Genomic DNA, 24583 nt, shown 5'->3' on the forward strand with positions numbered 1-24583 from the left:
GGTCTGTGTCATTTTCAAACCAGACGGACTTCCGGGAGCAGAAGCGGCCGGGACGGGCGTCGGTCCTCCCGGCGAAGCCTGAGACACATGCCGCCTACGCCTCGAAAGCTCTCAAAGTGGGGCAGGGGTGAAAGCCGCATGACGGAACAAGCCTGGGCAAACGCCCTCTGAGAGGGCGGTTCGTGTGGTTTTGAGTGGCTCTGCTGTCGCCTGATGGCCCGCGTCATGGAGTTGCGGTATTGCCAACCGCTGTTCATGGCCGCTCCCTTGGTCTCCTTCGCGAAGGAGAAGCGGCCCACGCTGTCGTTGGTGGTCTTCTTACTGCCGGGCGCGGTGAGTTCGGTCAGACGGTTGGCAGCGTCGTACGCGTAAGCCGTCTTCCCGCCCGGGTCCTCGTACGACTCGACGTTCCCGTCCAGCGTGCAGTGAGGACTGTCTGAGAGCCGTGCGACGGAGAGGGGGTTGCCCTCGCGGTCGGCCTTACCGGTGCGGCGTTGGGTGGGGATGAGGGTGGTAACCGGGCGTCAGGTCACCCGTTTCCTCACCCGTTTCCGCTGAACGGCCAGGAGTGACGGTGGCGGTCCGATCCGGTTCAGGACTCGGTGAACTTGTCTGCCAGGCCCCGTTCCAGGTAGTCGTCCGGCAGGTCCTGGACGACCAGCTCGGCCTCGGTGCGCCCGGTGTGCAGTCGCCAGTAGGCGTCGGCGATCGTCTCGGGCTGGGAGTCGTGGCCGCCCTGGCCGATGTAGGCGGCGATCGCCACGTGCGCGGCGTAGACGCCGGTGCCGGAGAGCGCGGCGTGGAGGTTGAGGATCCAGTTGCGCATTCCGGCGGTGGCGATCTGCACGTTGGCCACCTGCGGGACGATCAGCGGCCCGGAACCCGCGCCGCTGCTGACCAGGACCGTCCCGGTGCCGCGTTCCAGCATGCCGGGCAGAACGTGTCGCACCGCCGCGATGCCACCGAGCAGGTAGAGATCCATCTGGTCGAGGACCGAGTCGACGGTGACCTCCGTGGCCTCGACGAGCGGTGCCCTGCGCAGGTCGGCGGGGGCCGGCGCGGGCGAGTACTCCAGCACGTCGATCGGTCCCAGCCGCTCCTCGGCGGCCGTCAGCGCCGCCAGCAGAGCCGACCGATCGGTGATGTCGGCAGGGAACACCCCGACCCGAGTGCCCGCACCGGACAGATCCTCGGCCACCGCCTCAAGCGTCGTCCGGGTGCGGGCGATCAGCGCCACGTCGAACCCCTCGGCGGCGAACCGCCGGCCGATCGCCCGGCCAAGCTGCGGACCTGCGCCGATGATCGCGATCGTGCTCACTTTTCCACCTCGTTACGATCGTTCTGGTTCACGACTGAACCGTAGGAAGGCGTTGGTCGCGCGGGCTTGGATCGGCGCGACAACCTGGACGGAAGATTCACGACACACGATGAGCTGCACGATCTCGGTGAGTCTGAGCGGTGCGCACGCGTTCAGCGACTTCGCCCGCGAATGGCAGAACCGGATGGGCGAGACCTTCGCGCTGGCGCCCTACAGCCGGGCGACCGTCGCCGGCTTCGGGGCACGCTCCCGGGGTTTCCGGCTGCGGGACATGATGTTCAACCGCTTCGCCAACACGGCCGCACTCCGGACGAAGGGGCCGCGGGTCGGGGCCGACGATCATGTGCGCCTGTGGATCGTTCACCGGGGCGCTTGGCACGTCAAAGAGCCAGGAGGAACCGAACACACGGTCCCGGCCGGCCGCTTCCTGCTGCAGGCGGGGAGGCTGTCCCACTTCGCCGCGACGCCGCACAGCAGCGTCCAGGTGCTCGTACTGCCCGCCGCCGAAATCCGGCATCAACGGGGCACGACAGGCTCCGGCCCGGCCGACACCGCCGAACTGCGGCTGCTGACCGCGCACGCCACCATGGTGAGCCGGATGGCGGACGACCTCGGTCCGGCCGGGATCGACGCCGCCCGCAGCACCCTGGCCGAACTGGCCCGGGCCGCGGTACGGACCGGCCTCGACGACGTGGAGCCCTCGCTGGCGCCGGCCCTGGCCCAGGCCGCGCGGGACTTGGCCGACCGGCGGCTCACCGACCCCGCCCTCTCCCCCACGGCTCTCGCACGGGAACTGAACGTCTCCGTGCGCACCCTGCAACGCGCCTTCGCCACCGAAGGACAGCCGCTGAGCGCCTACATCCGCACCCGCCGCCTGGCCGAGGCACGCCGCGCCCTCATCGCACCGCACCGGCGCACGACCATCGCGGAGATAGCCGTCCGTTGGCAGTTCGCCGACAGCAGCCACTTCGTCCGCGCCTTCCGCAGCCGCTACGGCCAGACCCCGACCGACTACGCGGCGACCGCCGCTCCGGAAACGGACAGCAGGTAGCAGCTCGATGTCCGCAACTTGACCCGTACCGGGTCGCCGCGTCGAGGGCTGGTGTGCACCCGGCGGACCCATCGGGCCTCGGTCCCGGGGCCCTGGGTACCCGGCTCAGGCCGGGTCTTCCAGGGCTTCGATGAGGAGATGGGACAGACGGCGGAACTCCTCGGTGTTGGCCCTGTCGAACTTCTCCAGTGCCGGAGCCAGTCGGGCCTCAATCTGGGTGAAGGTCTCATCCATCACCTTGTGTCCCTTGGCCGTGAGGTGGTTGTCCACCACCCGGCCCCGGGCCGGGGAGCGCTCCACCAGGCCCTCCTCCTGCAGGGTCCGGACGAGACGGCTGACGGCCTGCGGCGTGTGGACCGCGGCGCGCGCGAGCTCTGAGGCGGAGGCGCCGGGTGTCCGCTTCAGCTCCCGCAGCACCGTCCACTGCCCGAGGGTGAGTCCCAGAGGGTGGATGACCTGCTCGATCCGGTCGGCGAAGTGTTGCCGAATGATCCTGGACAGTGCACCGATTTCGATCCCCTGGGGTAGCGGGTCGGCCGAGTTCTTCATGTTTGACATGGTACTCGTCGCGCTCTATATTGAATCACAGTTCAATATGGAATCCCGATTCTAGATCAGCCGGCTGCTCGCTCGACCGGTCGAGGTGTCCGCTTCAGGCCAGGGCACAGGTCCTGGTCCGGCCGATCCGTGGAGTCGACCCGGCTTCCGCCCCTCCCCACGTCCGCATCCGGAGATGGACAATGCCCGTGCCCACAGACGCCCGTGCCACACCGGAGTCAACCCCGCGACAGAAAGCCCTGCCGGGCTGGCTGGTCGTACTCCTGGCCACTTCCTGCGGGCTGACCGTGGCCAACCTCTACTACGCCCAGCCGCTCCTGGAGATGCTGCGCCGCGCCTTCCAGCTCCAGGACTCGACCGCCGGCCTGCTGATCACCCTGACCCAGCTCGGCTACGCCGCCGGCATGGTGTTCCTGGTCCCGCTCGGCGACCGCATCGAGAACTCCCGTCTGGCCTCCGTCCTGCTCGTCGTCACGGCCCTGGCCATGGCCGCCGGCGGCCTCGCCCCCACCTTCACCGTCCTGCTCGTCGCCGCGCTCGTCGCGGGCACCACCTCCGTCGTCGCGCAGATCCTCGTCCCCTACGCCGCCGACCTCGCCCCCGATCACCTGCGCGGAGCCGTGGTGGGCAAGGTCATGAGCGGACTGCTCGCCGGGATCCTGCTCTCCCGCACCGTCGCCAGCCTGCTCGCGGACGTCGCAGGCTGGCGCACCGTCTACCTGGTCTCCGCAGCGCTGATGGCGATCCTGGCCGTTGTCCTGCGCCGCGTGCTGCCCCACCGGGCCCCCACCAGCACCGATTCCTACACCGCGCTGCTGCGTTCCACGGCCCGCCTGATCCGCGTGCACCCGCGGCTGCGCCGCCGGTCCTTCTACCACGCCTGCATGTTCGCCGCCTTCAGTGCGTTCTGGACGACCATCTCCTACGTACTGACCACCGCGCCGTACAACTACTCCCAGCTCCAGGTCGGTCTGTTCGCCCTCGTCGGCGCCGCCGGCGCGCTCGTCGCCCCTCTCGCGGGCCGCCTCGCCGACCGAGGGCTCACCCACCGGCTCACCCCCGTGACCTGCCTGCTCGCCTCCGCCACCCTCATCTGGGCCGGCCTGGCCGCCCACCAGATCCTCGTCCTCGCCGCCGCGGCGGTCCTCCTGGACTGCGCCGTGCAGTGCTCCCTGATCTTCGGCCAGCACACCATCTACCAACTCGACGCAGACGCCCGCGCCCGCATCACCAGCGTCTACATCGCCACCTTCTTCATCGGCGGCGCCATCGGCTCCCAACTCGGCACCCTCGCCTACCACTTGGGTAACTGGCATACGGTCACCCTCACAGCGGCGGCCTTCCCCTTCATCGCCCTGCTCGCCTGGACCACCGACCGCACCCATACCGGCAGGGAGGCGAACAAAGCAGTGGGTACGGGCGCTTCGGACTAGGTGACCAGCTCGGCCCTGGCGGCGGACGGGCGGGAGGGATCACCGAACGGCTCCAGCCCAGCATGTCGGGTCGGCGCCCCCGCTGCCCCCCAACTGCTCCCCGCTGCCGAGGCGGTGGGGAGCAAAGCGACCGTACGCCGGGGCACCAACCGGTGGCAGGTCAGCCGCGCATCACCGGCGACAGGTCGTCCGCGATGTCCTGGACGATACGCGGCCAGTGGTCCGAGCCAGGGTCCGGGCGAGTCCCGTGACGTCGCGCACCAGCGGCCCCCCGCTTCTGGTCCCGTGTCCTGGTACCTCCAAGGAGCACAGTCCGCCGGACTCCGGGAGAGCTTCCGCCGGCGGGAGGCAGAAGGCGGCGGCCCCCAGAAAGGGAAAGCAGTACAGCCGCATGCGTGGCTCGCGCCGCCGCACCCTGGCGGACGTCCACAGCGCTTGCTGTGACGGTGCGGGTGCCGTTGGGGACACGCGGCCGAAGAACGGTGCCTTCACAGAAAAACTCCCACCGGACGGCGGACGGCGGACGGCGGACGGCGATTTCCCCTACTGGCACGCCCGGGCACCGCGCTCAGCGCTCTTCCGCGCGGACGCGGTGTCCGGCCGTGTGAAAACGCCGGGTCAAGGCCCGGTAGCCGCGCACGGACAACGGCCACAGGGCGGTGTTGCGCCCGCTGCGGGAGTCCAGGTACCAGCTGTGGCAGCCACCGCGGGACCACACCGTGCGGCGCGCGCGCTCGTGGAGCCAGGAGCTGTAGGCGCTGTAGGTCTCGGAGAGCACCTCGACCTCGGCGAGACCGCGCCGCGCCAACTGGCCGAAGCAGTCCAGCACATAGTCGAGCTGAGCTTCGAGCAGCAGGGTGAGAGAGCTGTGGCCCAGTCCGCTGTTGGGCCCGAGCAGCAGGAACATGTTCGGGAAGCCCGGGACCATGACGTTGCGGTCGGCCGCCATCCCGCCGCTCCACGCGTCCGACAGACGCTGTTCGGCGTGCCCCACGATGCGTCGGGCGACAGCCGGCTGGTCGGCCTGGAAACCGGTGCCGAGGACGACGACGTCGGTCGGCCGGACGGTGCCGTCGCGGGTGACGACGGCGTCCGGGCTGAGGTGGGCGATGGGGTCCGTGACCAGCTCCACGCCCGTACGCCGCAGCGCCGGATAGTAGTCGTTGGACAGCAGCACACGCTTGCAGCCGAGAGGGTAGGACGGGGTGAGACGGCGGCGCAGTTCCCGCTCGGGAACCTGACGGCGCACATGCGCCCGGGCGAGTACCGCGGCGCCGGCGCCGACAGCACGGTGCGCGGGTCCGGTGAAGCAGAGCAGCCAGCTCTCGCGCAGCCAGTAGACGGCGGCCCTGACGAACCTGCGCAGGCGTGGCCGGCGCCGGTACAGGGCCGATTCGACGGCCGGGACGCGGCGTTGCAGGCGCGGAAGCACCCAGGGCGGGGTGCGTTGGTAGACGGAGAGCGCCCCGGACGCCTTCGCGAGATGCGGAACGCACTGGACGGCAGAGGCGCCCGTCCCGATCAGGGCCACCCGCTTGCCGGCCCAGTTGCAGGAGTCGTCCCAGCGGGCGGTGTGGAGCACCGGGCCCCGGAAGGTGTCAAGGCCGGCCAGCTCGGGCACATGCGGTTCGCTGAGCAGCCCGGTGGCCACGACGAGGAACCGGGAGCGGTACCGGCCGCCGACCGCGCGGATGTCCCACCGCCCTTCGGGCGCGTCCCAACGGGCCTGTTCGACCTCGCTGTTCAGCCGCAGGTGCCGTACGAGACCGAAGTCGGTCACACAGCGACGCAGATACCGGTGGATCTCGCGGGCCGTGGGAAGGGTGGTGCGCCACTGGGGAGCCGGAGCGAAGGAGTAGGCGTACAGGTGGCCCGGCACATCGCAGGCGGCCCCCGGGTAGCGGTTGTCACGCCAGGTGCCGCCGACGTCGTCGGAGCGCTCCAGGACGACGAAGTCCTCGATGCCCGCTTGCCGTAGCCGGATGGCGGCGGCGACACCGGACATACCCGCGCCGATGATCACGGTGTGGCACACCTCGGCCGCGGCGGTTGGTTCGTCCTGGCTGGGCGGCACACCCGGTTCCGGCTGGGGAGAGTCGTACATGGGCGAGATCCGTTGAGTCGGCGGAGACGGTGGAGACGGTGGAGGGGATTGTGGCCGGGCTCGCCTCGCGCTCACCCGGTCACTTGTCCGTGCCGTGCGGCATGTTGCGGTGTCTCAGGCCGGACTCGGTTCCATGACGCAGCCGAGAGCCCGTGCGAGGTAGGCGCTGTCGATGGGGTCCGGGTCGGGAAGGTCGCCGGCGATCCGGAGCAGGTTCGTGCGGTCGTAGGTGCGGCGGTGCATGGTGAAGGTGAGCAGGTCCGCGCCATGGCTGGCCGCCAGCGCTTCGAAGGGCGTGGGATGGGCGAGGGTGGGGGTCACCGTCACGTTGACGCCTTGGTACAACGCCTCGAAGGCGGAAGCGGCGCTGTCGAACGTGGTGTTGTGCGGGTGTGTGACATGCACGGTGCGTACGCCTGTACGGGGAGGCGAAGCTGCCGCGCGCACCATGGCCCGTGCCGCGTGGTCGACCTGAATCAGGTTGAGGGTGCCTTCCGGATCGCCCTTGACCCGGAAGTGCAAGGCGCTGCCGTGGAATCCGTCCTCGCTGAGAAGGTTGACCAGCGCCTCGTCCTCGGCCGTCCTGACCCGCACCAGATCGTCGACGAGCCGGGCGAAAACGGCGAGGGGCTGGTGGGGCTGCCCTTCCGGAATGGGCTGATCCGTGGCGAGCAGGCTGGGCCGCAGAATGGTAGCCGTCCTGCCGGTGCGCCGGGCCCATGAGTGGATCATGCGCTCGGCGGTGTGCTTGGTCTCCTCGTAATAGGTCTGGAATCCGTACTCCTCTGTGAGTTCGTCCTCCATGACGTGGCCGGTCCTGCGGCAGCCGGCGACGTAGGCGGTGCTGATGAACAGCAGATGCGCAGCGGGCGCTTTGTCGGCGAGGGCCAGCACTTCTCGTGTTCCCAGCACGTTGGCCCGGTACAGAGAAACCGGATCGCCCTGGAGATTGAGGTAGGCCGCGCAGTGCCATACGGCGGTCAGGTCTTCCGTGACGTGGTCCCGGTCGGTTTCACTCAGGCCGAGGCCCGGACTGGTGAGGTCGGCGCTGACGAAGCGCAGGCGGTCGAGCGCGTCCGGTGCGGTCGGCAGGAGTCCCGCCCCTGACAGAGCGGCCTCGACACGCTCGCGGAGTTCGGCCGGGGTGCCACGTCCGAGGACGGTGATGGCGTCGGTCTCCTGAGCCAGCAGTCCACCCAGGATTCGACAGCCGAGAAACCCGGTGGCACCGGTGATCAGAACGGACATACGGGAATTCCTTTCAGTGGCGGAGCAGGAAAAGCCGAACAACGGTATGCCCGCGCCGACTTCGTCATCGGGCAGCGTGACAGGCGCGGGCGAGAGGCACAGGACACCGGGAGGGGAATGCGTCCGGGGCAATCGCGGGATGAACAGGCGCGTACTGGCGAGGCCGTCGGCAGCTCATCACTTCTCAAGGATGAAGGAGAGTTCCGGGGTCACCAAAATCCCTGGGGGTGAATATCCAGTTGCCGCCCCCGGACGAGTGACTGTCGGCGATCTGCACCTTTGTTCGCTCGCTAAGGTGCGGGGCAGCCTGACACAGACAGGGAAGCGGAAGGCGCTCCACCGCTGCATTCCGTACGGAAGAAAGGCAACGCACATGAATGGAAAACTGACCGCTTCGACGGAGCGGGCAATCGCCGTCGTCGGCGTGGCATGTCGTCTGCCTGGAGGCATCACCGGCCTCGGCGATCTGTGGAACGTATTGCAGGAGCGCCGGGATGTGGTGGGACAGGTACCCGAAGACCGGTTCGAGGTGAACAGGTTCGTGGACACCTCGATGCCCCGGACCGGAAAGAGCTATACCGCGGCCGGTGGGTTCTTGGACGACATCGCCGGTTTCGACGCCTCCTACTTCGGTATCTCGCCGAAAGAGGCGGCCCACATGGATCCGCAGCACCGACTGCTGCTGGAACTGACCGCCGAGGCACTGGACGACGCGGCCATTGACCCCGGGGTGTTGGCCGGGTCCGACACCGGTGTTTACGTCGGCATCTCCGACGCCTCCTACGGCGGCATGCAGATGGCGTCGCTGCGGACCGTCAATGCGTACACGATGTCGGGTGCCGCTTCCTCCATCGCGGCCAACCGCCTGTCACACGCCTTCGACCTGCGCGGCCCGAGCATGGCGATCGACACCGCCTGCTCCTCCTCACTGCTGGCCCTGGATCAGGCCTGCCGCGCCCTGTGGACAGGCACCAGCCGCACCGCACTGTGCGGCGGCGCCAACATCCTGCTCAGTCCCTTCCATTACGTCGGTTTCTCCCAGGCGTCGATGCTGTCGCTGCGGGGCAAGTGCGCGGCCTTCTCCGCCCAGGCGGACGGATTCGTACGCGCCGAAGGAGGCGGCGTGGTCCTGCTCAAGCGGCTCAACGAGGCGCTTGCCGACGGCGATCGCGTCCACGGTGTGATCCTGGGCAGCGCTTCCAACAGCGACGGCCGGACCATGGGGCTGTCCCTGCCCAACCTGGAGTCGCAGGAGGACCTGCTGCGCCAGGTGTACGCGGACGCCGGAGTGCATCCGGACGAGCTGGTGTACTTCGAGGCGCACGGTACCGGCACGCTGGTCGGTGACCCGATGGAGGCCCATGCCATCGGACGGGCCCTGGGTATCCGCCGGATCACCGGCGAGCTGCCGATCGGCTCGGTCAAGAGCAACGTGGGGCACCTCGAACCCGCCTCCGGCATGGCCGGGCTGTGCAAGGCGCTGCTGGTGCTCAAGCACCGCGCGGCGCCCGCTTCCCTGCACACCGATCCTCCGCACCCCGAGATCGACTTCGCGGGGCTGGGGCTGAGTGTGGCCTCGGAGCAGCGGGTTGTCCCAGCCACCGAGCGTCCTGTCGTGGGCGTCAATTCCTTCGGTTTCGGCGGCGCCAACGCGCACGCCATTCTCACGTGTGCCCCGGAGCTCCCGGCGCCGGTCGCTTGCGACCCACCGCCGGAGGGCCTGCCGGTACTGGTGAGCGCCCGTTCCGCACGGGCGCTGTCCGATGCGGTGGTGAAGATGGCGGCACGTCTGGAGGGCGCCGCCCAGGAGGAGTTCTACGACATCGCCTACACCTCGTGCCTGCGCCGGGGCAAGCACGAGCACCGCGCCGCCGTGCTGGCCCACACTCCCCAGGAGGCCGCTCGGGAGCTGTCCGCTCTGGGCACCGAAACCGCGGCACGTCCGGACGGAACCCCGGAAGGGCAGGCACCCGCCACTGCGGCGGGTGCCACTGCGGCGGGTGCGACGGCCGAGGCCGTCAACAGCGGCCAGGTCGCGTTCGTTTTCGCCGGCAACGGATCACAGTGGGCGGGCATGGGCGCTGACCTGCTCGCCCAGGACAGCGTCTTCCGCGACACAGTGGCCACTGTGGATACAGAGATGGCCCCCTACCTGGGCTGGTCTGTGGCCGAGGAGCTGGCAGCTTCCCCGGCGGGACACCGCCTGTCGGCCACCGAGGTGGCGCAGCCGTTGCTGTTCGCGGTACAGCTCGGTGTCGTGGAGGTACTGCGCTCCCAGGGAGTGAAGCCTTCCATGGTGATCGGCCACAGCGGCGGCGAGGTGGCCGCCGCGTATGCCAGTGGTGCGCTCAGCCTCGCCCAGGCCGCGCAGGTCATGGCGGAGCGCAGCCGCATCCTGGCCGCGACGGCCGGCAGCGGCCGGATGGCAGCGGTCGGCCTTCCCGCGCACCAGGCGGCCGAGGAACTGGCCCCGTACGGTGGGCGGTTGGAGATCGCCGGTGTCAACAGCCACAGTGACGTGACCGTCACCGGAGACGCGGAAGCGCTTGCCGCCCTCGGTGAGGAACTGCAGCAACGCGGGGTGTTCTTCCGCGACCTGGACCTGGACTACGCCTTTCACAGCCGCGCCATGGACTCCTGCGGGGAGGCGCTCACCACGGCTCTGGCCGGCCTGGTGCCCGGACAGCTGACCGTCCCGTTGTACTCGACCGTCACAGGCGTACGGGTCAGGGGCAGCGACCTGGACGCGCGGTACTGGCAGCACAACATGCGCCGGCCGGTGCAGTTCGCCTCGGCGGTCGAACGGGCGATGGACGACGGCGGGGACATCTTCCTGGAGATCGGCCCCCACCCGGTGTTGCGGAGCTATCTGCGGCGGATCGCCACCGGGCGCCCTGGTCCGTCCGTCGCCGTCCTGCCCACACTCCGCCGTGACAGCGACGGCCCGCGCGCGCTGAATACCGCGCTGACGGCACTGATCGCCTCGGGCGCGGCCATCGAGTGGGAGCGGTACTTCCGGTCACCGGGGCGGGTGGCTGACCTCCCCGCCTATCCCTGGCAGCGCGAGAAGCACTGGAGCGGCACACCGCAGTCGTGGGTCCGTTCCGGCGGCAGCGGGATCATGGAGCACCCGCTGCTGGGCGAAAGGCTCACCGCCCCGCTGCCCGTCTGGGAAGGAGCCGTCGAACCCGCGGTGGTGCCCTGGCTGACGGACCACCGCGTGGCCGGCTCGGTCGTCATGCCTGCCACCGGCTACGCCGAAATGGCCCTGGCCGCCGGACGCGCCACGTCGGGCGGTCCGGTGGAGGTCGAGCGCCTCGACATCAGCAGCGCCCTCGTTGTGCCCTGGGCGGACGCGTCCGCCGTGCGCCTCCAGGTCTCGCTGACCCCTGACGACGGAACCGTGACCATCACCAGCGCGGACGACAGGGCCGAGGAACCCCGCCCGCACGCCAGGGGCCGCGTCCGGTCGCTCCTGCGACCGCGCCCCGCGCCGCTCGACCTTGAGAGGCTGCGGAAGACCTGTACGCGGTGGATCGAGGGCGAGGAGCACTACCGCGCCTGTGCGGTGGCGGGACTCGGCTACGGACCCGGCTTCCAGGTTCTCCAGCACCTGCAAGCCGGCGAAGGTGCCGTGGTGGCCGCCTATCGCCACGACGCACCGGGCGGGCCCTACACCGTGCACCCCGCCCTGCTGGACGGCGCGCTCCAGGCCGGGGCACCCCTGATGGCGGAGAGCCTCGCCGACGGCCATGCCTACCTGCCCACCGCGATCGGCGCCGTCCGGGTCTGGAGCACCCCGGCCACCACAGGTGCTGTGTGGGTCCGGCAGCGCAGCCGGACCGGGGACGAGGTCTGCTGGGACATCACCCTCACCGACGAGGACGGCACCGTCACCGTGGAGCTGAGCGGTTGCCGCTTGCGGCGCCTCGCCGCCGGGCGCCGCACCCCCGTCACCACCCACCACACCGTGCTGCGTGCCGCGCCGCACACCGAAATCCCGTGCCCGCCTTCCCCGTTGCCCTCTCCGGCCCGGATCACGGCGGCGGCACAGGAGCGGATCGCCGAGCTGCGCACCGAGTGGCGGCAGATGGGCTATGGGCGATACATCTCCCTGTCCAAGAAGATCGCGGCCCATCGTCTGGCGGGCGCCCTCGCCAGCCTCCTGCCCGACCCGGCCGGGCCCTTCTCGATGGACGATCTGGTGACAGCGGGCATGCGGGACCAACACCGGCGCCTGATCAGGCTGGTGGTCCCCTCGCTGGAACGGCACGGCGTCCTCGCCCTCGAAGACGACGGGCGATGGAGACTGACGACGACGGACTTCGCCGCCGAGCCCTTGTCGTGGAGCGTCGTGACGGCGGATCCCGGCTTCGTCACTGAGCTGTCTCTGGGCGCCCACCTGGTGCGCAGCCTCCCCGAAGTGCTGCGCGGCACCATCGATCCCACGGAACCGCTGGTCTCGGAGACCGCCGCCCCGGCCCTTGAGCAGTTCTACGACACCGCCCCTGTCTGCCGGTTCCACAACCGGATCGCCCAGGCGCTGCTGAGCGAGATGGTCAGCAACTGGCCTGCTGACCGCCCGCTGCGCGTGCTGGAAGTCGGGGCGGGCACGGGCGGCGGTACCGCAGCGCTGCTGCCGCTGCTCCCCGCGGACCGCACCCGGTACTGCTTCACCGACGTGTCCCCGTTCTTCTTCTCCCGCGCCCAGAAGCGGTTCGCGGCCCACGACTTCGTGGAGTACCGCACCCTGGACCTGGATCTGGACCCCCTTGAGCAAGGCTATTCGGCACAGGGATTCGACCTGGTGGTGGCCGTCAACTCCCTGCATACGGCAAAGGACCTGCACACCGCGCTGACCCGCATCGGCACGCTGCTGGCTCCCGGCGGCCAGCTCCTGATCAGCGAGACTCACGACTCGGAGTCATTGGTGCCGTACTTCGGCGCGCTGGACAGCTTCCACGCTCAGACCGACACCGATCTGCGCCCCGATTCCGTCCTGCTGGCAGGCGACCAGTGGCCGCCTCTCCTCGAACGCTGCGGCTACACCGGTGTCGTCCGGACCGGCGACGACGAGGCGCCCGCATGTGACGACTACTCCGTCCTGCTCGCCGCGATCCCCGCCGACCGGTCTCAAGCCGCGCCGGCCACGCCCGCCGCGCGGACGGGCACGGCCTTCGTCGTGGCGGCGGAGACCCCGCAGGAAGAGCCACTGACCCATGCCGTGGCCGACACCCTGTCCGCAGGCGGCAACAACCCGGTACGCGGGCTCCTCGCGGGCACGGATCCCGGGGACTGGGAGTCGCTGCTGGACATCGCGGACGGCACTTCGGGAACCGGCGCCGCGGTCGAGACGGTGTCCGTCGTGCTCGTACTCGCCGACACCCCGCAGGCCGACCCGGAGGCGCTGGTCCAGCACGGCTCCCGGCGCGGGGACCTGTTGCGTGCCGTCGCCGACGTCTGCCGGCGCCTGCCGCAAGAGGTCAGCGGCGAGCTGTGGCTGGTGACGCGCGCCGGCGGGGCGGTGCCCGACCCCGGCGAGATCACCCACCCCGCTGACGCGATCCCCTGGGCGGTGGCCAGGTGCCTCCCCAACGAGTATCCGGGCCTGCAAAGCCGCCGTGTATGCCTGCACCGCTCCGCAGACATCGCCGCCGACGCCCGGCGCCTGGTCCGCGAACTGCTCACCCCCACCGACGAGGAGGAGATCGTGCTGGCCTCCGGTGGCCGGTTCGTCCCCCGCGAGAAGAAGCGCACCAGGGCTCGGGCAGTGACCGGGAACCCGTCGTTCGCACTGAAGGTCCGCAACCCCGGCCTGACGTACGAGTTGGCCTGGGAGGAAACGGCCTCGCCCGAGCCAGGTCCTGGACAGGTCGTCCTCGATGTCCGTGCCGCGGCGCTGAATTACCGCGACATGCTGCAGACCGTCGGCATGCTGCCGGCCGAAGTCGTCGAAGGCACCATGTCCCAGGAGGGACTGGGCTTCGAGTGCGCAGGCGTCGTCCTCGCCTGCGGAGCGGGAGTGACCGGACTCCGGCCGGGCGACCGGGTCGCCGGTGTGGCGACCGCCTGTCTGGCGTCACGCACCGTGGCCAGCGCACAGGCCGTCCGGCGCATCCCCGACCACCTCACCTACGCCGAGGCCGCCACAGCCCCTGTGGCCTTCGCCACCGTCCACTACAGCCTGGGGCACCTGGCCCGCCTGCGTCCCGGAGAGACCGTACTGGTGCACGGCGCCGCCGGGGGCGTGGGAATGGCGGCCGTCCAATACGCCAGAGCACACGGCGCGCAGGTGATCGCGACAGCGGGCAACGACCTCAAGCGTGACTTCCTGCGTCAGCTCGGTGTCCGCCATGTGCTGGACTCCCGCTCGCTGGAGTTCGCCTCCCAGGTCATGGACATCACCGAGGGACAAGGCGTGGACATCGTGCTCAACTCCCTTGCGGGAGAAGCGATCACACGGAGCCTCGAACTCCTGCGGCCGGGTGGCCGCTTCCTGGAACTCGGCAAACGGGACATCTACGAGAACAAGCCGCTGCTCCTGGGCCCCTTCGCCAACAACATCGCCTTCTACGGCGTGGATCTCACCAAACTCCTGGAAGACCCCCAGCAGGCGCTCCCCTTGCTCGCCGAGATCGACGACCTCATGCTGGCGGGCAAGTGCCATCCACTGCCGCACAGCGTCTTCCCGGCGGCCCGTGTCGGTGACGCCTTCCGGCTGATGCAGCACTCCCGGCACATCGGCAAGGTCGTCGTCGCCTTCGACCCGCTGGATGAGCCCGTCCCCGTCGAACACGCGCCGGTCAAGCCCCGGTTGGACCCGGAGGCCACCTACCTCGTCACCGGCGGAACCAGCGGCTTCGGAGCGGCCACGGCCGAGTGGCTCGCCACCCTCGGCGCCCGCCATCTGGCACTGGTCAGCCGCCGCGGCGCGGAAGCGCCCGATTCCGCAACCGTGCTCGCGCGGCTCGCCGACCGCGGAATCGACGCCACCGCCTACGCGGCAGACGCCAGTGATCTGGAGGCCATGCGCGGCGTCGTCGACAAGATCGACGCCGGAGGGCACCCGGTGCGCGGCGTGGTGCACTGCGCGATGCACCTCGACGACGCCCTCCTCGCCGACCTCGACCACGACCGGTTCGCAGCCGTGCTGGCCCCCAAGGCGGGCGGCGCGGCCGTCGCGGACACCCTCCTGCGGGGCAGGGAGTGCGATCTGTTTCTGCTGTACTCCTCCACCGCCGCCCTGGTCGGCAACCTGAAGCAGGCTCCTTACTGCGCGGGGAACCTCTACCTCGAAGCGCTGGCCCGCCGCCGCAGCCGCCGCGGTGACACCGGCCTCGCCATCGCCTGGGGCACCATCGGAGACACCGGCTACGTCGCCCGTAACGGACTTGAGGACCTCCTGAGGGCGCTCGGCTACGAGCCGATCGACCCGCACGAGGCGTTCGCCGCCGCCGAAGGGCTGCTGAGCGCACACGCTGATGTCGCCGGTGCCCTGCGCTGCGACTGGGCACGAGGTGGTCTGATCGCCTTCGGAAACAGCCCACGCCTGAGTGACCTGATCACATCACGTTCCGAACACACCGGTCCCAGCCGCGACGAACTGATCCGCAGTCTCGGACAGATGTCCCCCGAGGACGCCGTGGCGTGTATCGCGCAACATCTCACCACGCTGCTCGCTGAAGTCCTGCAGATGGAGCCGGAACGGCTCGACCACCACCGAAGGATCGACGAGTACGGTCTCGACTCCCTGATGGCCACCGAACTTCTGGTCTCCTTGCAGCACCGCTTCGACATCGACATCCCCCCGATGGAACTCCTGCGCAGCAACGGCACCATCGCCGAGCTCGCGCAGATCATCCACCTGCGCCTCGGTCTCGCCCAGACCACCGGCACCGTCCCCCTCCCCGGCCAACCGGCGCCGGCCCCCTCACCGGTGGCCCGAACCACCGCCAAGCTGCCCGCTCAGCAGGAGGCGCCCCTCTCCGAGTCGGTCACGGGTTAGCACTCCGGTGAGGCGTCACCTCAGCTGAACGCGGCGGCGCGCGCTCATCCACCGCAGGTGGGTGGGCGCGCATGCGCTCGGGCGTCGGCGTCGGCGTCCCTAAGTTCGGGCGCGTGCCGCCGGCACCCCGTTCTGCGCCAGGGGGTCGACGGATCGTGGCAGCCACTGCGAGGCGGGGTGGACGGTGCGCCAGTGGCGGGCGATGTCCACGCGGCGTGTGACCCACACCTCGGGGTGGCCGGCTGCGAAGTCGAGGAACCGGCGCAGGTCCGCTGCGCGGCCGGGGCGCCCACTGATACGCAGGTGCAGCCCGACACTCATCATGCGTGGGGCCTGCGCACCCTCTTCCAGGAGGAGTTCGAGGCCCCGTATGAGGTATGCGGAGAACGACTCGGACTGGAATCCGTAGGTGTTGACGTAGCGGCCGTCGTTGTTGTCGAGGGTGTACGGGAGCACGAGGTGGGCGGTGCCGCCGACGTCGGTCCAGTACGGCAGGTCGTCGCTGAAGGAGTCCGAGTCGTAGAGGAAACCTCCGTGTTCGACGACGAGGCGCCGCGTGTTCTCGCTGTTGCGGCCCGTGTACCAGCCGAGCGGCGCCTGACCGCACACCTCGGTATGGATCCGCACGGCCCGCTCGATGTGCTCGCGCTCGACCTCCGGATCCAGCTCGGCGTAGTTGATCCAGCGGAGCGAGTGCGAAGCGATCTCCCACCCGGATTCCCTTGCTGCGGCCACCAGTTCAGGGTTGCGGCGCAGCGACTCCGAGATACCGAAGACCGTCACCGGCAGACCGCGTTCTTCGAACAGCCTGCGCAGCCGCCAGAAACCCGCTCGGGTGCCGTACTCGTACTGGGACTCGACGTTGAGGTTGCGGCGGCCCCGCAGCGCGGTGGTCGGTTCCTCGGTGAGGAACGCCTCCGACGCCTCGTCGCCGTGCAGGACGTTGTTCTCCCCGCCCTCCTCGACGTTGATGACGAATTGCACGGCCACCTTCGCTCCGCCTGGCCACTGTGCGTGCGGAAGCTCGCTGCCGTAGCCGGCGAGGTCTCGGGGGTAGTCGCTGGAGGGGAAGGCGAGCGTCATCAGCAGTCCCTGCCTTGATCGCGGAAGGCCGTGCCGCCACAGGAACAGGCACGGTATCCTGAGAACGGCAGGCGTTGGTCAGTTTTGACTAACCATGGTCGCCCGGGGGTTCCGAGTCAAGCGCCCCGCCTCGGCGGCCTGCCCCTCGCCACGGGCGAGGATGGGCCGGGCGGCGAACGAGGCGTCCGGCAGGACGAGCGAGGGGACGATCATGAACGACCGCGAAGGGGCGATGCTTGCGCTCCTGCAGCTGATGTCGGCATCGGGCGGACCGCTGGGCACGCGCAACGCCCAGCGCGAACTGGCCGGACGGGGCAGGGAGTTGAGCGAGTCCTCCGTCTCGCGCCTGCTGCGGGAGATGGACGCGCGCGGGTGGACCACGCCCGTGGGCACCAAGGGGCGAACGCTGGCCGCCGAGGGGAGGCGCCGTGCGGCCGAAGCGGTCCTCACCCACCGCGCTTCGGGCTCGGTACAGCACGCGGTGCGCGACACCAAGGACCTCCTCGACCTGCTCAGGGCACGCCGCGCCGTCGAGAGCGCGGTCGCGGGCGACGCCGCCAGGGCACCGGAGGAGGACCAGGTGCTGGAGTTGAGGGACCTGTGCGACCAGCACGCGGGCGCCGTCGGCAGCGCTCCGCTGATCGAGCAGCCAGGGCTGCGGTTCCACCGGGCCGTGGTCGAGATGTCGACGAACAGGATGCTCAAGGTGGCGGCCGAGATGATGCTCGCGCCGCACCTGGACCGGGTCGAGGCGGTGCTCGACACGATCCTGGCCACCCGCAGGGACGAGGAGAAGGTCGTCGCCGAGCACCAGGCGGTCCTGGACCGGATCGGGCACCGGGACCCGGCCGGCGCCGAGGACGCCATGAGGGCGCACTTCGAGGCGATGATCGCGGCCGTGGAGACGTCGATCGTCGGGGGCAACGAGGTGCTCGTCCAGCGACTGCTGGACTGGGTGCCCGGGTGATCGGCCTGGATGGTCGGCCCGGGAGGGACCTCCGGACTCCTGGGCTTCTGGACTTCTGAGCCCCTGCCGCTGCCCTTGCCCTTGCCCTTGCCCTTGCCCTTGCCCTTGCCCTTGCCCCTGGTCATCGTTAGTCACTATTGACAGACGCTAACCCCTGCTCAACACTGTCGTGCACCGTCGCACGTTCGACGATGCGCCACCACCCACGACAGGAGCAGGCATGCCCCAGGCAGGCACCATGTCCCCCGCCCGGATCCTCTCGCGCCCCACCGGTGCCCGGTATCAGGACGAGCACCGCAAGTGGCAGGGCATCCCCTCGGTCGAGCGCACCGACGGCGGCCGGCTCTATGTCAACTGGTACACCGGGATGGAGACGGAGACCGGGGGGAACTTCCTCGTCGTCACGAGCAGCGACGACGACGGCACCAGTTGGGCCGGTCCCCGGTTCGTCGTCGAGCACGACGACCCCGAGGTGCGCGTGTACGACCCCTCCCTCTGGCGGGACCCCACGGGCAGGCTCTGGCTGATGTGGAACCAGAGCCGGGACTTCTTCGACGGCAGGATCGGTGTCTGGGCCGCCACGAGCGCCAACCCCGACGACGACGAACCCGCCTGGTCCGAGCCGCGCCGGATCGCCAACGGGATCCTGATGAACAAGCCCACGGTGCTCTCCGACGGCACGTGGCTGTTCCCCGCAGCCATCTGGGCCTGCCACACCCCCACCGAGCAGCACGCGCTGGAGGCGGAGCGGTTCTCCAACGTGTACGCCTCGGCCGACGACGGCAGGACGATCACCTACCTCGGTGGGGCCGATGTGCCCAACCGCAGCTTCGACGAGCACATGGTCGTCGAGAAGCGCGACGGCAGGCTGTGGATGCTCGTACGGCGTTTCGACGGCGTGGGCGAGAGCTTCTCGGAGGACGGGGGCAGGACGTGGTCGCCCGGCCGCCTCAGCCACATCGACGGTCCCTGTTCCCGCTTCCACATCCGCCGGCTGCCGTCGGGCCGCCTGCTCATGATCAATCACGCGGACTTCGGTGACCGGCGGTCCCGCGAGGAGATCGAGCGGCAGGGCAATGTCAAGGAGTGGAAGGGGCGCACCAACCTGACGGCGTTCCTCAGCGACGACGACGGCGCGACCTGGCCGCACCGGGTCCTTCTGGACGACCGCGACGACGTCTCCTACCCCGACGCCGCCATCGGCCCTGACGGCCGGCTCTTCGTGGTCTACGACCACGACCGCTTCGGTGACCGTGGCATCTACCTCGCCCGGTTCACCGAGGACGACGTACTGGCCGGCCGGATGGACGGCGCGGGCTCCGCCGCCCGCGTCCTTGTCAACCGCGCCCTCGCGCTGCCCGCACCCGAGAGCGGCACACCGTCGGGGGCGAGCACTGCCGCCACCGGGTGACCGGGCGCCCGCTGTGATCGTGCCGACCACCTTCGAGGGCTCACATCGACGTCCGCACCTGCTCGCACCAGCAGAGGAAAGACCCATGGCGACGACAACGGCAATGCCGGCGAAGCGGTGGACGACGCTGCCCAACTGGAAGTTCCGGCTGCTCCCCCGGGACACCCGCACGATCATCACGTGCGTGTTCCTCGGCCTGACCATGGCCGTGATCTCCCAGATCACCGAGCGTCTCGATCTGGCTCTGACCGGCGGCAGCATTCCCCTCGTTTCGGCGATCGTCGTCTGCGCGATCTGGGTTCCCTCCGCGGCGTTCTACGGACTCACCGGGGCGCTGATCACCGCGTGGATCAACCCGGTCATCTCCAACCTCACGGCCTCCCAGCCGATGGCGCCGTTCCTGTTCCTCACCAACGCCGCCCACACGGTCCCGGTGGCGCTGCTGGTGTGGCTCATGAAGTCCCGCGCCAAGGGCATGAAGCCGTGGCAGCTCATCCTCATCGGACAGGTCGGCGGCCTGTGTGACGCGCTCATGTTCGGCCTGGGCAACCGGGTCATCCTGCACCTGCCCTGGGACTTCGTCACCGGCCAGATTCTCGTCGTCCAGCCGTGCTACCTCATCGGCTCCCTCATCACCTACCGGATCATGCGCCGGCTGATCGACACCGGACTCGTGAAGAAGGAACGCGACCTCAAGGCGGCTGTCGATGCGATCTGACCGGCCGTCACGAACAAGGGGGAACCCGCGATGAGCGGAACGCTGCTCTACCAGCCAGGACACACCTTTCTGCATCGCGCCGACGCCCGCGCCAAGATCGCCGCCATCATCGTCGTCCTCGTCCTGGCGCTGACAACGACGCGCATCGACGTCCTCGTCGCGCTGACCGCCGTCGTCGTACTCGGCCTCGCCGTGCTCGCACGGATCACTCCGGTCTCCTACGCCAGGGCCCTGCTCCTCATCGTCCCGTTGATCCTGCTGCTCACTCTGCTGCAAGCCCTGGTGCAGGGCGGACCGGCGCTGGCCACGGTCGGTGGCGTCTCCCTCTCCCAGGAGGGCGTACTGCTGGGGCTGGGCATCGGGATGCGCCTGTTCGCCATGGGCATCTGCTTCTACGGGTTCTCGCTGACCACCAGCCCCTCCGACATCGCGCTCGCACTGCACAAGGCCGGTCTGCCCTACAAGTTCGCCTACCTGACGAGCTTCGCTTTCCGGTTCCTGCCCCTGCTGCAGGACGAGGCAAGGACCTTGCTCACGGCCATGGCGGTCCGCGGATCGGCCGAGACCAGCTCACGCCACCCGATCCGCCGGGGCCGGGCGATCGTCCGCATGCTCTTCCCCATGCTCGCCGGCTCCATGAAGCGCAGCAGCGAGATCGCCCTGTCGATGGAGCTGCGCGGCTACAGCCTGCCGGGGCCGCGGACGTTCTACCGGACGCACTCCTTCCGGACGGGCGATGCCTTCCTGGTCGTCGGCGTGCTCCTGCTGGCAGCCGCGCTGCTGGTCATGCAGTGGCAGCTGCCCGCACCGTTCACCGAAGGGGCATGAAACATGACTGCACCAGCAATCGCGGTCTCCGGCCTGTCCGTTCGCTACGACGGTGCCGACCGGCGCGCGCTCGACGAGGTCGCCTTCGAGGCCGTCCCCGGGGAGATCCTGGGCATCCTCGGTCCGACCGGTGCCGGGAAGTCCACCCTCATGCAGTGCCTGTCGGGCGTCATCCCGCGCCACGAGGAAGACGCCGCCATGCGGGGCGACATCGAGGTGTTCGGGCGCCCGCTGCCGGACTTCGCCGGCCTCTCCGAGATCACCGAGAGCGTCGGCCTCGTCATGCAGGACCCGGAGGTGCAGCTCGTGAACACCATGGTGCGGGAAGAGCTGGTCTGGGGCATGGAAAACCGTGGCATCCCGGTACCGGAGATCGAACGGCGCCTGCGGCGGGCCTGCGACCTGTTCGACATCGGCGGCCTTCTCGACCGGTTCACGCACGCGCTGTCCGGCGGGGAGAAGCAGCGCGTCGTCGTCGCCTCGGTCTTCTGCCTCAGTCCGCGGATCATGCTCCTGGACGAGCCGACGTCCGAGCTGGACCCCGCCGGTACCGAAGGCGTCATGGACGCCATCCGCGTGCTCGCGGACGAGGGCGTCACCGTCCTCGTCGTGGAACACAAGATCGAGGAACTGGCCGTACACGCCGACCGTCTCCTCGCCATGCGGCGGGGTCGCGTCGAGGCGATCGGCACGCCACGGGACGTGCTCATGGGCTCCGCCGCACCGGACCGGCCCCAAGTGCTGGACATCGCCCTGCGGTTGAGGGAGCGAGGGCACTGGGACGGCGAGGTCCCGCTGTCCGTACCCGCGGCAGCGGCCACCTGGCAGTCGATGACGAACGACCCGCGCAGCGACAGGAACCGCTCATGAGCCCTCAGGAAACCGTCATCGAGATCACCGACGTCGAGCACACCTACGGCCGGGCCACCACGGCCCTGGCCGGAGTGAACCTGAGGATCGGACGGGGCGAATTCGTAGCGGTCATCGGCAGGAACGGCTCCGGCAAGACGACTCTCGCCAAGCACTTCAACGGCCTGCTCCGGCCGACCAACCCCGGCGGAACGGTCCGTCTGCACTCGCGGGACGGCACGGCCACGGACACCCGCGGCGCACGGCTGCACCACCTCGCCGCGACCGTCGGATACGTCTTCCAGAACCCGGACCGTCAGATCTTCCACGACACCTGCCGTGAAGAGCTCGCCTACGGCCCGCTCAACCTCGGCGCCGACCCCGAGGCGTCGGCCAAGAGGTGAGCGCGACCCTGGAGTTGGTGGGGCTGGAGGGGCATGAGGAGACCAACCCCGTCCACCTCTCCCGTGGCGAGCGCCAGCGCCTCGCCATCGCCTCGACCCTGATCATGGGATGCGACGTCGCGGTCATCGACGAACCCACCACCGGGCAGGACCGGGCCGAGTCACGCAAGATCCTCGACGCGCTCGCCCACCACCACGCCCACGGCCGGACGGTCGTCATCATCTCCCACGACATGGCGCTGGTCGCCGAGTACGCGACCCGGGTGATCGCCATGCGCCAGGGCCACGTCCTCATGGACGGCACACCGGCGGAGGTCTTCTCGCGGCGTGAGGTCCTCCAGGAGACCAACATCCGGCCACCCCAGGCAGCGGTGCTCGCCGCCGAACTCGGCCTGCCGGGCGTGCTGACGGTCGATGACGCGGTCCGCGGGATGAGCGACGTCCTCACCCGGGCACCGTCACCCGGCGCACCCGCTCCCCACGACGACAGGGTCCACTGAACATGCACTATCTGGTCACCGGCGCCCGGGGCTTCGTCATGAGCGTCCTGGTCAAACAGCTGCTCACCGCCGAGCCCGACGCCACCGTCACCGCTGTCGACCTGCACCCACCCGACGACGTACTCACCGCTTTCCTCGCGGGGCACGAGGACCGTGTGCGCTGCCTCCAGGCCGACGTCACCGACGGCGAGGCGGTGCAGGACACGGTCACGGAAGCCGCACCTGACGCGGTGGTTCACGGCGCCACCGTCACCCACGACGCGTCGAGCGAACACAATGACCCCGAGCGTTTCGTCCGGGTCAACGTCGGAGGCACGACGAGTGTGCTGGATGCCGCACGGCGCACAGGCAGTGTGCGGCGCGTCCTTCTCATCAGCAGCGGCGCTGTCTACGGACGTTCACCGCAGCGGCTGCTGACCGAGGACTCCCCGCCGGCCCCCGACGAGATGTACGGCATCAGCAAGACGGCCGCCGAGCTGATCGCACAGCGGTTCGGCCAGCTCTACGGCCTTGAGGTCCCCATCGCACGGCTGACCAAGATGTTCGGCCCCATGGAGCGGCCCAGCTCAGGCCGCGCCGTCATGTCCCTGCCGTACCACCTCGCGGCAGCGGCGCTCAGGCGGCAACCCGTCAGGCTGACGGAACGAACACTCCGGGCGGGCGGTGACTGGCTCAGCGTCACCCAGGCCGCCCACGTCCTCCACCTGCTCGCCCGCGGGCAGGGCGAAGGCAAAGGGGTCTACAACGTCTCCAGCGGCATCCGCACACGCGTCCCCGAACTCCTCGCGCTCTTCGGCGTCGAGTGCGACCTAGCCCCGGCCGACACCGCCGACGCCGACATGGACCCCGCCACCGAGACCGGCAAGAACGGCATCTACGCCTGCGACCGGGCGCGGCACGAACTCGCCTGGAGGCCGACCGGCGTCGAGGACCAAGTGGCCGAGTACCTCGGCTGGGCTCGGGAACATCCGGACTTCTTCATGAACGGCCGGTGACCGCACCCTTCATGAACGGCCGGTGACTCCGGCCGTCCGCGAACGGCCGGAGTCCGCACCCGATGTGACGCGGCGACCCGGCCTCGCCGTCGCCCGTTCCCCTACTCCGCGAACAGTTTCCGTGCCGCGGCACGCGCGTCGAACTCCTCCAGCCGGGCCTGGGCATCCGGAAGGTGGTCGCACATCGCCTCCAGCAGCATCCTGCCGAGCAGCATGGGGCCACAGGCGGTGTCGAACGCGAGGCCGGTGCCGACTGCCGCCGGCAGGAGCACATCGGAGTGGCGGGCGACCGGCGCCAGGACGGAGTCGGCCACGGTGACGACGTGCAGGCCCCGTTCGCGGGCGTGCGCGAGGGCTTCGACCACCTCACGCGGGTGGCGGGGGAACGCGAAGCAGAGCAGGGCCGTCGCCCCGGCGCGTGCCGCGTTGTCGATGCGGTCGCCGAGCATGCTGCCGCCCTCGTCCAGCAGCCGCACGTCGCTGTGCACCTTGGCGGCGAAGTAGGCGAAACCGAACGCCTGCGACGCGGCGGCCCGCAGGCCGAGGACGGGCAGGGGGGTCGAGGCGGCGAGCAGCCGGCCGGCCTCGGTCACAGGACCCGGGTCGGCGAGCGCGTTGGCGAGCTGCTGGAGGTTCTCCACCTCCCCCGCGACCGCCTGCTGGTACTCGTTGACCGTGACGTCGGGTGTGGACCCCTCGGGGGCGTTCTCGCGCAGGTGGCGGCGGAGCGCGGGGTAGCCGTCGAAGCCGAGCGCGGCGGCGAAGCGGGTGACCGAGGGCTGGCTGACACCGGCCAGCTCCGCGAGTTCGACGCTGGACATGAACGGTACGGCCGCCGCGCTGCGCACCATGCTGTGTGCGATACGGCGCTGGGTCGGCGTGAGCCTGTGCCCTTCGAACAGTTCCTGGAGCCGGGCCGCCGGGCTGTTGCTCATTGCTCGTCCTCCTCGCGGGGCACGCGGCCCGCCGTACCACCACGGTGCGTTCATCCTGCCTCAGGCGGTGCCGGTCGGCGGCGGTGGGGGTCCAGGGCCGAGGAAGTCCGCTGGAGCCAGGGTATTGCATTCCATTCAGTCAACAATAAACTTGCATACTTATATGCAGGGTCGAC

At 69.8% G+C, this 24583-nt stretch carries 17 protein-coding genes; 11 read left to right on the forward strand and 6 right to left on the reverse strand.

The window, feature by feature from the left end:
* Positions 1–592 precede the first annotated feature (592 nt).
* Entirely contained in the window at positions 593–1318 is a 726-nt protein-coding gene (locus tag NMN56_RS33510) for an SDR family NAD(P)-dependent oxidoreductase (protein ID WP_274043376.1), read from the reverse strand.
* Between the two features lie 109 nt (positions 1319–1427).
* On the opposite strand from NMN56_RS33510, the gene NMN56_RS33515 reads away from it, so the two are divergent.
* Positions 1428–2369, forward strand: a complete 942-nt coding sequence (locus NMN56_RS33515) for a helix-turn-helix domain-containing protein (RefSeq protein ID WP_274043377.1) — start codon at positions 1428–1430, stop codon at positions 2367–2369.
* Between the two features lie 105 nt (positions 2370–2474).
* On the opposite strand, the gene NMN56_RS33520 is transcribed toward NMN56_RS33515, so the two are convergent.
* The gene (locus tag NMN56_RS33520) at positions 2475–2918 is read right to left on the reverse strand and encodes a MarR family winged helix-turn-helix transcriptional regulator (RefSeq protein WP_274043378.1); all 444 of its coding nucleotides are present in this window, start codon (positions 2916–2918) and stop codon (positions 2475–2477) included.
* 191 nt (positions 2919–3109) lie between these two features.
* Here NMN56_RS33520 and NMN56_RS33525 point away from each other — a divergent pair, with 191 nt between their 5' ends.
* Positions 3110–4360, forward strand: coding sequence for an MFS transporter (locus NMN56_RS33525; RefSeq protein WP_274043379.1), 1251 nt, complete (start codon positions 3110–3112; stop codon positions 4358–4360).
* A 568-nt stretch (positions 4361–4928) separates the two neighbouring features.
* On the opposite strand, the gene NMN56_RS33530 is transcribed toward NMN56_RS33525, so the two are convergent.
* The gene (locus NMN56_RS33530; RefSeq protein ID WP_274043380.1) at positions 4929–6464 is read right to left on the reverse strand and encodes a flavin-containing monooxygenase; all 1536 of its coding nucleotides are present in this window, start codon (positions 6462–6464) and stop codon (positions 4929–4931) included.
* Between the two features lie 114 nt (positions 6465–6578).
* Entirely contained in the window at positions 6579–7712 is a 1134-nt protein-coding gene (locus tag NMN56_RS33535) for an SDR family oxidoreductase (RefSeq protein ID WP_274043381.1), read from the reverse strand.
* Between the two features lie 373 nt (positions 7713–8085).
* Here NMN56_RS33535 and NMN56_RS33540 point away from each other — a divergent pair, with 373 nt between their 5' ends.
* Positions 8086–15717 (forward strand): type I polyketide synthase, encoded by a 7632-nt coding sequence (locus NMN56_RS33540; protein ID WP_274043382.1) that lies wholly within the window; start codon positions 8086–8088, stop codon positions 15715–15717.
* A gap of 99 nt (positions 15718–15816) precedes the next feature.
* On the opposite strand, the gene puuE is transcribed toward NMN56_RS33540, so the two are convergent.
* Positions 15817–16800 carry an allantoinase PuuE gene (gene puuE / locus NMN56_RS33545; RefSeq protein ID WP_274043383.1) on the reverse strand — a complete coding sequence of 328 codons (984 nt, stop codon included), beginning with the start codon at positions 16798–16800 and terminating at the stop codon, positions 15817–15819.
* A 211-nt stretch (positions 16801–17011) separates the two neighbouring features.
* Here puuE and NMN56_RS33550 point away from each other — a divergent pair, with 211 nt between their 5' ends.
* From NMN56_RS33550 to NMN56_RS33585, 8 genes are all read left to right on the forward strand, one after another.
* Positions 17012–17767 (forward strand): FCD domain-containing protein, encoded by a 756-nt coding sequence (locus NMN56_RS33550; protein WP_274043385.1) that lies wholly within the window; start codon positions 17012–17014, stop codon positions 17765–17767.
* A gap of 220 nt (positions 17768–17987) precedes the next feature.
* On the forward strand, positions 17988–19178 hold the full coding sequence (locus NMN56_RS33555) for a sialidase family protein (RefSeq protein ID WP_274043386.1): 1191 nt from the start codon (positions 17988–17990) through the stop codon (positions 19176–19178).
* An 85-nt stretch (positions 19179–19263) separates the two neighbouring features.
* Positions 19264–19896: a hypothetical protein gene (locus tag NMN56_RS33560; protein WP_274043387.1), complete on the forward strand. Its 633-nt coding sequence runs from the start codon at positions 19264–19266 to the stop codon at positions 19894–19896.
* A 30-nt stretch (positions 19897–19926) separates the two neighbouring features.
* On the forward strand, positions 19927–20724 hold the full coding sequence (locus tag NMN56_RS33565) for an energy-coupling factor transporter transmembrane component T family protein (RefSeq protein WP_274043388.1): 798 nt from the start codon (positions 19927–19929) through the stop codon (positions 20722–20724).
* Positions 20725–20727: 3 nt separating this feature from the next.
* Positions 20728–21594 (forward strand): energy-coupling factor ABC transporter ATP-binding protein, encoded by an 867-nt coding sequence (locus NMN56_RS33570; RefSeq protein ID WP_274043389.1) that lies wholly within the window; start codon positions 20728–20730, stop codon positions 21592–21594.
* Positions 21591–21977, forward strand: a complete 387-nt coding sequence (locus NMN56_RS33575; RefSeq protein ID WP_274043390.1) for an energy-coupling factor ABC transporter ATP-binding protein — start codon at positions 21591–21593, stop codon at positions 21975–21977. Before NMN56_RS33570 ends, NMN56_RS33575 begins: the two co-directional genes overlap by 4 nt.
* A complete protein-coding gene (locus tag NMN56_RS33580) occupies positions 21974–22477 on the forward strand; it encodes an energy-coupling factor ABC transporter ATP-binding protein (RefSeq protein ID WP_274043391.1) in 504 nt (167 codons plus the stop codon). Before NMN56_RS33575 ends, NMN56_RS33580 begins: the two co-directional genes overlap by 4 nt.
* A 2-nt stretch (positions 22478–22479) precedes the next feature.
* Entirely contained in the window at positions 22480–23472 is a 993-nt protein-coding gene (locus NMN56_RS33585; RefSeq protein ID WP_274043392.1) for an NAD-dependent epimerase/dehydratase family protein, read from the forward strand.
* Positions 23473–23573: 101 nt separating this feature from the next.
* Here the strand turns inward: NMN56_RS33585 and NMN56_RS33590 are convergent, their stop codons facing one another.
* Entirely contained in the window at positions 23574–24407 is an 834-nt protein-coding gene (locus NMN56_RS33590; RefSeq protein WP_274043393.1) for a MurR/RpiR family transcriptional regulator, read from the reverse strand.
* Positions 24408–24583 lie beyond the last annotated feature (176 nt).

The organism is Streptomyces iconiensis (assembly GCF_028657195.3).
Lineage (GTDB): Bacteria > Actinomycetota > Actinomycetes > Streptomycetales > Streptomycetaceae > Streptomyces > Streptomyces iconiensis.